The sequence below is a fragment of the Rothia sp. HMSC069C10 genome, from assembly GCF_001812205.1.
Lineage (GTDB): Bacteria > Actinomycetota > Actinomycetes > Actinomycetales > Micrococcaceae > Rothia > Rothia mucilaginosa.
The window spans coordinates 41192-48477 of record NZ_KV808295.1 but is presented as its reverse complement, the minus strand read 5'-3'; the positions used below and the strand labels follow the sequence as shown (position 1 = coordinate 48477).

Annotated in this window: 7 protein-coding genes; 4 read left to right on the top strand and 3 right to left on the bottom strand. The window is 60.3% G+C overall.

The window, feature by feature from the left end; all coding sequences use genetic code 11:
* The 3 genes from HMPREF2842_RS09335 to HMPREF2842_RS02045 all read right to left on the bottom strand — a co-directional run.
* On the bottom strand, positions 1-400 hold a 400-nt coding region (locus HMPREF2842_RS09335), incomplete at its 3' end, for an HAD family hydrolase (protein WP_371259995.1).
* Between the two features lie 175 nt (positions 401-575).
* Positions 576-1994 (bottom strand): FtsX-like permease family protein, encoded by a 1419-nt coding sequence (locus HMPREF2842_RS02050; protein WP_049340885.1) that lies wholly within the window; start codon positions 1992-1994, stop codon positions 576-578.
* The gene (locus HMPREF2842_RS02045) at positions 1994-2995 is read right to left on the bottom strand and encodes an ABC transporter ATP-binding protein (protein ID WP_070642347.1); all 1002 of its coding nucleotides are present in this window, start codon (positions 2993-2995) and stop codon (positions 1994-1996) included. Before HMPREF2842_RS02045 ends, HMPREF2842_RS02050 begins: the two co-directional genes overlap by 1 nt.
* A gap of 228 nt (positions 2996-3223) precedes the next feature.
* Here HMPREF2842_RS02045 and HMPREF2842_RS02040 point away from each other — a divergent pair, with 228 nt between their 5' ends.
* The 4 genes from HMPREF2842_RS02040 (at position 3224) to HMPREF2842_RS02025 (ending at position 7110) form a co-directional block, all read left to right on the top strand.
* Entirely contained in the window at positions 3224-4513 is a 1290-nt protein-coding gene (locus HMPREF2842_RS02040; protein ID WP_070642342.1) for a histidine phosphatase family protein, read from the top strand.
* On the top strand, positions 4503-4967 hold the full coding sequence (locus HMPREF2842_RS02035) for a VanZ family protein (RefSeq protein WP_070604178.1): 465 nt from the start codon (positions 4503-4505) through the stop codon (positions 4965-4967). Before HMPREF2842_RS02040 ends, HMPREF2842_RS02035 begins: the two co-directional genes overlap by 11 nt.
* Positions 4968-5368: 401 nt before the next feature.
* Complete coding sequence (locus HMPREF2842_RS02030; RefSeq protein ID WP_049357323.1) at positions 5369-6160, top strand: DeoR/GlpR family DNA-binding transcription regulator; 792 nt, start codon at positions 5369-5371, stop codon at positions 6158-6160.
* Complete coding sequence (locus tag HMPREF2842_RS02025) at positions 6160-7110, top strand: 1-phosphofructokinase family hexose kinase (RefSeq protein WP_070593162.1); 951 nt, start codon at positions 6160-6162, stop codon at positions 7108-7110. The genes HMPREF2842_RS02030 and HMPREF2842_RS02025 overlap by 1 nt, the downstream gene beginning before the upstream one ends.
* Positions 7111-7286 lie beyond the last annotated feature (176 nt).

Genomic DNA, 7286 nt, shown 5'->3' with positions numbered 1-7286 from the left:
TGGAGTTCGACGCCACCGCAACCGGCATGTGCTCGCTCAGGAAGCCCAGGAACTTCTGCGCACCCTCAATCAGGTCCACGCCGGAGCTGATGACCTCGTGCTCGGTGGTGAGCAGGTCCTTCATCACGCGTTCATGGTGTTCGGCGTACTCTGCGGAGGCGGTGTCCGGCTTCTGACCGTTCTGCGCCTCGTAGGAGAGCAGGGCAAGCTCCTGCGCGACGTCGGCTGCCGCCAGGCCGGTGAGGCGGTGCTCCACCTCTTCGGTGAAGGGAACAGACCAGCGGGCGAAAAGCTCACGCTGCACATCGTTCCAGACGGTCTCGGAGTCGAGGAGGATGCCGTCGCAGTCGAAGATTGCGCAGCGGGGGAACCATTCGGGGGGTACTGTGTGTTCAAACATAATGTCAGTCTCTCACAGGGCTTTAGGCTATGGAAGCGGTGGCCCGGTGCGTGAGAAAACATGCAGGGCGCAAACCGGGCGAGGGCACAAAAGCACGCAACACAAACGTTGGACATGAAGAAACCCTCCCGCCGCATCCACTGAGAACGCAACGGGAGGGTAGCAGCCGTACAGCTTAGAGAGCGGACACCGGCTTATGAGTCACCTGACGCATAAACGGAATGGTCGCCAACAGGCCCACATAGACCAGCGCCAGACCCAGTGCAATAGCGCCGAAGGTCATACCGAACATCTTCGTCAGAATCTCACCGGAAAGACCCTGCGCCGCAATCAACGCCGTCAGCGGCAGACCCAGCAGCGCAGAAACCACGCTAATGAGCACCAGCGGACCGAAAACCACGGTAAGGCGCGAAGCCTGCAACATCCTCGTGGGGGTACCCATCATATTCAGCGAAGAGTACAGCGAACCACGCTCGTAAATGGCGGCGCTCTGGTTCAACACTGCGGAGAGAGTGATCAGCAGGTACGAGAAGAACAGCATGAGCAGCATGCCCTGGAACATGTCCGACATGATGGTCATGAAGGGGCCGGCGGCGGGGCCTACCTCCTTCGCCGTTTTGTTCATCTCACCCGCCAGAATCAGGATGGGGCCGAAGAAGGTCACCAAGAAGGTCGACAGTGCCACACCCGAAACCTGACGCCACGCCCCGCGCGGGGACTCCAGCACCGCACGGTACCCCAGCAGAACCGACGCCTTCTGGGTCATGCGCACACGAATCTTTGCGTACGCCCACACCAGGAAGGTACCAATCAGGTCGATAGCAACCATCATCAGCAGACCCGGCAGAGCAATGAAAATCGCTAGGTTCTTAATCGCGCTATCGGCACCGCCGTCCTGGAAGGGTGAGAACATGCTAAAACCCTTCGAGGTCGAAGCCAGAATCATCACGGCAATGACCAGAACAACACCGATACCCAGAGCAATGTAACCGGCGGAGCCAGCCTTCGCGCGGGTACGCACGCCCAGCGGGCTGATGCTGACCTTCGCCAGACCGAAGAGGGAGCTGAGAGCCGCCAAAACCATACAACCCAGGAAGCAGTAGAAAATCACGCTCACCGGCAGGAGCATATTCTCAGCACCCAGCGGAACGTTCATGAAGTGTAAAGCGCCAAAGGGGAAAATCAGCACCAGGTAGAGCAACAGACCGATGACGAAACCCACAAGAGAGTACACCAGCGCGTCCGCAACGGACAGACCCACAATCAGGGTTGTGGAGGCACCAATCAGGCGCAGGGACGCCAGACGCTCATCACGGCGGCGGGCACTCAAACGAGCAGCCGAAGCGCCCAGGGTAAAGAGCGGAACAATCAGCACCAGAGCGGCAACCCACGCCAAACCCATGTAGAGCTTCTGAATGCCCATCAGGTTGATCATTTCGTGGTCAACGTTGGCGTGCTCAAGCCAAGTACTCAGCGCCTGAACACCACCGGCAACCGTCAAAAACAGTGCCGAGGAGGCGGCAAAAGCCAGCACGGGAAGAATCGCCTGCGAACTCCATAGGGTTCGCTTGGCGAGTAGAGCATAGATTTGCATTATGCACCTGCCTGAGACTGAGCGCCGAAGCTCTGAGCGTGGTTCTGGGAAGCGGGAACACCGCCCTGGTTATTGCGCTGATCGCTCACAATCTGACCGTCCTGCAGGTACACCACGCGGGAGCACGCCGCCGCCACGTTCGGGTCGTGAGTAACCACCAGCAGAGTCTTACCCTGCTGCGGAATCATGGTCAGCAGCAGAGCCATCACCTCACGCGCGGTCTTCGAATCCAGCGCGCCGGTCGGCTCATCCGCGAAAGTCACGGGGGCACCGTTCACCTGGGAGCGGGCAATCGCCACACGCTGAGCCTGACCACCGGACATCTCGCCCATACGGCGGTCCAGCATCTGACCCAAACCCAGGCGGTTCAGCAGATCAGCCGAAATGGAACGCGCCTGCTGGCGGGGAACACCGGCAATCATCGCGGCGAGGGAGACATTCTCCTCTGCGGTCAGCTCGGGAACCAGTAGACCCTGCTGGAACACGAAACCAAACGAGTTAGCGCGCAGGGAGGTGCGCTCACGCTCACTGAGGGACTCCACCGCCACCTGACCGGTCGGGCCATTGAACAGCACAGAACCGGCATCGAGCTTGATAATGCCCGAGAGCGCGTGCAACAGGGTGGTCTTACCGGAACCGGAAGGGCCCATAATCGCCACGGACTCGCCGGGGAAAATATCCAGGCTCACGTTACGCAGCACCGGGTTATTGCCGTACGACTTGTGCAGGTTACGGGCAGAAATAATCGCACCGCGCGCGAAGGGCGCCTGCTGCGCCTGCTGCGCCTGCTGAGGCACCTGAGCCGGGTAGCCCTGCTGAGGCTGGTAATAACCTGCCTGGCTCTGCTGGTTAGGCTGACCGGGCTGGCCGGGCTGACCCTGCTGGGGCTGACCCTGGTGACCGGAATACTGACCGGCAGGCTGCGCCGCCTGCGGAGGGGTCATTGAATACGGGTTCTGAGCCTGGAACTGCGGGTTCTGAGATTGAGGATTCTGCGTCATGACAACCTTCATTGGGTATGAACTAACGGAAGTACACTTCTATCATCTCAGCTTCTCGGCGGCTCACCCCTCCGTCTGGGGGCTGAAAAATATGGGAAAACCCTGAAAAAATTTGCCCGACCGGGTACTCAACCACCCCGCAGCTCATACCGCGGTATGAGTGCGCTTCATGAGAGAATACGCCTCTTGCCCCCTTGAACTGCGCGGGGGCAATGCCATACTAGAAGGATGACCGACGCACAGAACACCCCCATCATCACTCCGGTAGCCGACCCCGAGGCAGGAACCCGCATCATCTTCCTGCGCCACGGCCAGACCGACTGGAACATTGACCACCGCTTCCAGGGCGGCACCGACATCCCCCTCAACGACACCGGCAGAGAACAGGTCCGCACCGCTATCGGCGCCCTGAAGCAGGCAGCAGCTGAAGGCACCACCGTGGACGCTATCGTCTCCTCGCCGCTCTCCCGCGCCGTAGAAAGCGCCGAAATCGTAGCCGAAGGCCTGGGCGTACCCTACCGCGGTGCCGTTGACGGCTTCCAGGAACGTTCCTTTGGCGACTTGGAAGGGCAGATCGCTACCCGCGAGCTGATCCTCGCCTCCCGCCAGTCCAACAATGCTTTCAATGTGGAACCGAAGAAGGACTTCCTCGCCCGCTCCCTCGCGGCGCTGAACCGCGTCCGCCGCGAATACGAGGGTCAGACCGTTGTGGTCGCCGCGCACGGCATGCTGATTGCCATGACCATGACCGCCCTGGTCGCTGAACGCCACCCCGAACTGCTCAACGAGGACGGCATCTACCCGATCCCGGTAAACGCTTCCCTGACCGAGGTGCCCCTGCAGTACCTGGACAACGCAATCGACCGCCTGGTTGTGCAGCACCTGGAGCCCGAGCTGGGCCCCGAAGAGATCCCGGCGGGTGCCGAGAATACGACCCTCACCCTGATCCGTCACGGCCAGACCGACTGGAACAAGGCGAATCTGATGCAGGGCATCACCGACATTCCGCTCAATGACACCGGCCGCGAGCAGGCACGCACCACCGGCAAGAAGCTTGCCGACATGGGTCTGGAATTCACCGTGCTGGTGTCCTCGCCGCTCTCCCGCGCCCACGAGACGGCGCAGCTGGTCGGTGAGCACTTCGACCTGCAGGTGCACAAGACCTACCCCGAGCTGGTGGAACGCGCCTACGGTGCCGGCGAAGGCCTGGACATTCCCGCCCCCGAACGCCGCGCCCCCGAACGCTACTACCCGAATGTGGAATCCGAACGTGACGTGTACATTCGTGCGGTGCGTACCCTGCGCAATATCGTGCGTGAACTCTCTGAAGCCTCGGGCGACCAGAAGATTATTGCTGTCAGCCACGGCAGCTTTATCCGCCGCGCCCTCTCCGCCGCAGCTGGTGAAGAATGGACCGTGACCGTGCCGAACGCCGAACCGCTCACGATTGACGTACCGGGCCTGTTCGCGTGGGATTCGACCAAGCAGTTCGACGAGGTGGGTCGCCTTGTCTGGTAAAGAATGGTCTGGCGCTCGCGTGTGGCGGCTGATTCTCTGGCCCGTCACGGCGCTGTACTGCGCGGTGGTGGCGAGTATCGTGTTCGCCCCCGTGCACGTGGACGATAACGAGATGGGCGGCCGCCTGGCGCAGCTACTGGATACCGGCCACGCCGAGGGGTGGCTGCCTGCGTTCATCACCTATTCGAGCATTGAGCAGCTTTCGAACGTCATCATGTTCATTCCGGGCGGTTTTCTTTTCGCCCTGCTACTCAAACCGAAGGCTCGCCCGCACGTGCTGTACTCGGGATTTTTGGTCAGCGCCTGCATTGAGACAATCCAGAGTTTCATGCCTGATCGTACCGGCGATCCGGTGGATGTGCTGATGAACGGTTCGGGTGCACTGCTGGGTGCGGCGGGTGCTTTGGGTGTACATCGTTGGCGTCGCGTGCGTCGTGAACGTCAAGGTAAATAAGGTTCTGTGCCCGGTGGAGGCGCTGGTTTCGAGGGTTCTCGGCGAGGTTTCTCGGGGCCGGCGCCTTACGCTTTTTGCCCTGTGAGGGCGCCGTGTAGGTGTTGGATACTGTGCGGATGAGGGGGGAGCGGGAAAACCCAACAGTTCATTAGGTCAAACAGACATAAACAGGCAGTGACCTCCGATATAGTGTGGTTTCTGTAGGGAACATTCGGGTAATATTCCGGTAAATACAGCGTTTTATATTGACTTGCCCACAAAAACCCACATAAAATCAAGTATTACCCTAAAGCGTTCTGTCGGTTCGCTGAAACCATGTCTCTCACGGTCCTGAAAGCCGAGCAGAACGCAGAAAAGAACGCACAGATTTCCTCCCACTAGCCCAAAGGAACACCAGATTTATGTTCGCAGAAGAACGCCGTGCCGAAATTGCAAAGCTTGTTGCCTCCGCACGTCGTGTCAACGGCGCTGACCTTGCGCGCCGTTACGATGTGACCATGGAGACCGTGCGTCGTGACCTCGCCGCACTGGAAGAGGCAGGTAAGCTCCGCCGTGTTCACGGTGGTGCTGTCACCATTGAGCAGTCCACCTCCCTGGAGTCCTCCATCTCCTCCCGACAGGGCATGAACACCCCCGAGAAGCGCCGTATCGCCACCAAGGCATACCAGATGCTGCGCGACTCCGAGGCAGGCTCCATCGTCCTGGACGCAGGCTCCACCATCGAAATTCTCGCCGACCACATCGGCGCCGAGAACTTCAGCCTCAAGACCGGCAACGACCGCATCATCATCACCCACGCACTGCACATTGCAGTCAAGCTCGCCGAAGCCGAGGGTGTCACCCTTGAACTGGTTGGCGGCCAGCTGCGCAAGATGACCTGGGCTGCTGTTGGTGCACGCGCCGCAGAGCACTTCGGTACCATGCGCCCCGATATTGCTTTCATCGGTGCCAACGGCATTGAAGCCCACTTCGGCATCTCCACCCCCGGCATGAACGAAGCTATTGTCAAGACCGCAATTTGCAAGGCAGCCCGCCGCGTGGTCTTGCTTTGTGACTCCGCGAAGTTCGGTCAGGAATCCCTGGTCCGCTTCGCCGGATTTGAGGATATTGACACCCTCATTACTGATCGCGAGCCCGAAGGTGCCCTCCGCCAGGCACTCGAGGCCGCAAATGTTGAGATTGTGATTGCCTAATGATTATTACTTTGACCGCCAACCCCAGCCTGGACCGCACCATTGAACTCGGTGCACCCCTGGCTCACGGTGCCGTGCAGCGTGCTGTCGGTGCCGTACAGGATCCCGGTGGTAAGGGTGTGAATATTTCCCGCGCCCTGCAGGTTTCCGGTGTGCCGACCCTCGCCATTGTGCCCGGTGAAGCCAGCGACCCGGTGCTGACCGCACTGCAGGCGGTGGACGTCGAGTTCGCTAACCTGCCCACCGGTGAGCCGATTCGCTCAAACATCACCGTGGTTGATCCGGATGGTACCACCACCAAGCTGAATGCCCCCGGCACCGTTTTTGATGCCGAACTGCGTCAGAAGCTGGACGAGCTGGTGGTTGAGCGTTCCAAGGGTGCCGACTGGGTGGTTTTGGCTGGTTCGTTGCCTCCGGGCCTGGAGCCGACCTACTACTCCGAGCTGGTGGCGGCACTGCGCGCCTCCGGCTACGAGGGCAAGATCGCTATCGATACCTCTGAGGCACCGCTGATTGCGACCGTCGCCGGTGAGCATAAGCCCACCCTGATTAAGCCCAACTCGGAGGAGCTGGCTCAGCTGACCGGTAGCGATAACTGGGAGGAGCTGGAGGCTAGCCCCGAGCTGACCGCTCGCACCGCCCAGAAGCTGCTCGGCGACGGCATCGAGTACGTGCTTGCCACCCTCGGCGGCGGCGGTGCAGTGCTGGTCACTGAGCAGGGTATCTGGCACGCTGTGCACGAGCCGATTCAGGTTCGTAGCACTGTGGGTGCCGGTGACTCGTCGCTGTCCGGTTTCTTGATTGCTCACACTCGTGGTGAGGATGCCCCCGGTTGCCTGGTTCAGGCGGTAGCTCACGGTTCGGCTGCTGCTGCTCTGCCCGGTACCCGTATGCCTTCGCTGGAGCAGACCACTCCTGAGAAGGTCACTGTTCGTCAGCTGCAGCTCTAATTCGGTCTGTTTTCGCACCTCCAGCTTTTATTCTCAGAAGGGAATATAAGCTGGGGTGCTGTGCGCATATGTCGCACATATACGCACGCTGCACACTCAACACACACTGCGCACACTTTGAACTCATATAGGGGAGAAGCCCGGCACCGCTGAGCGAATCCCCGCCCCAACACATA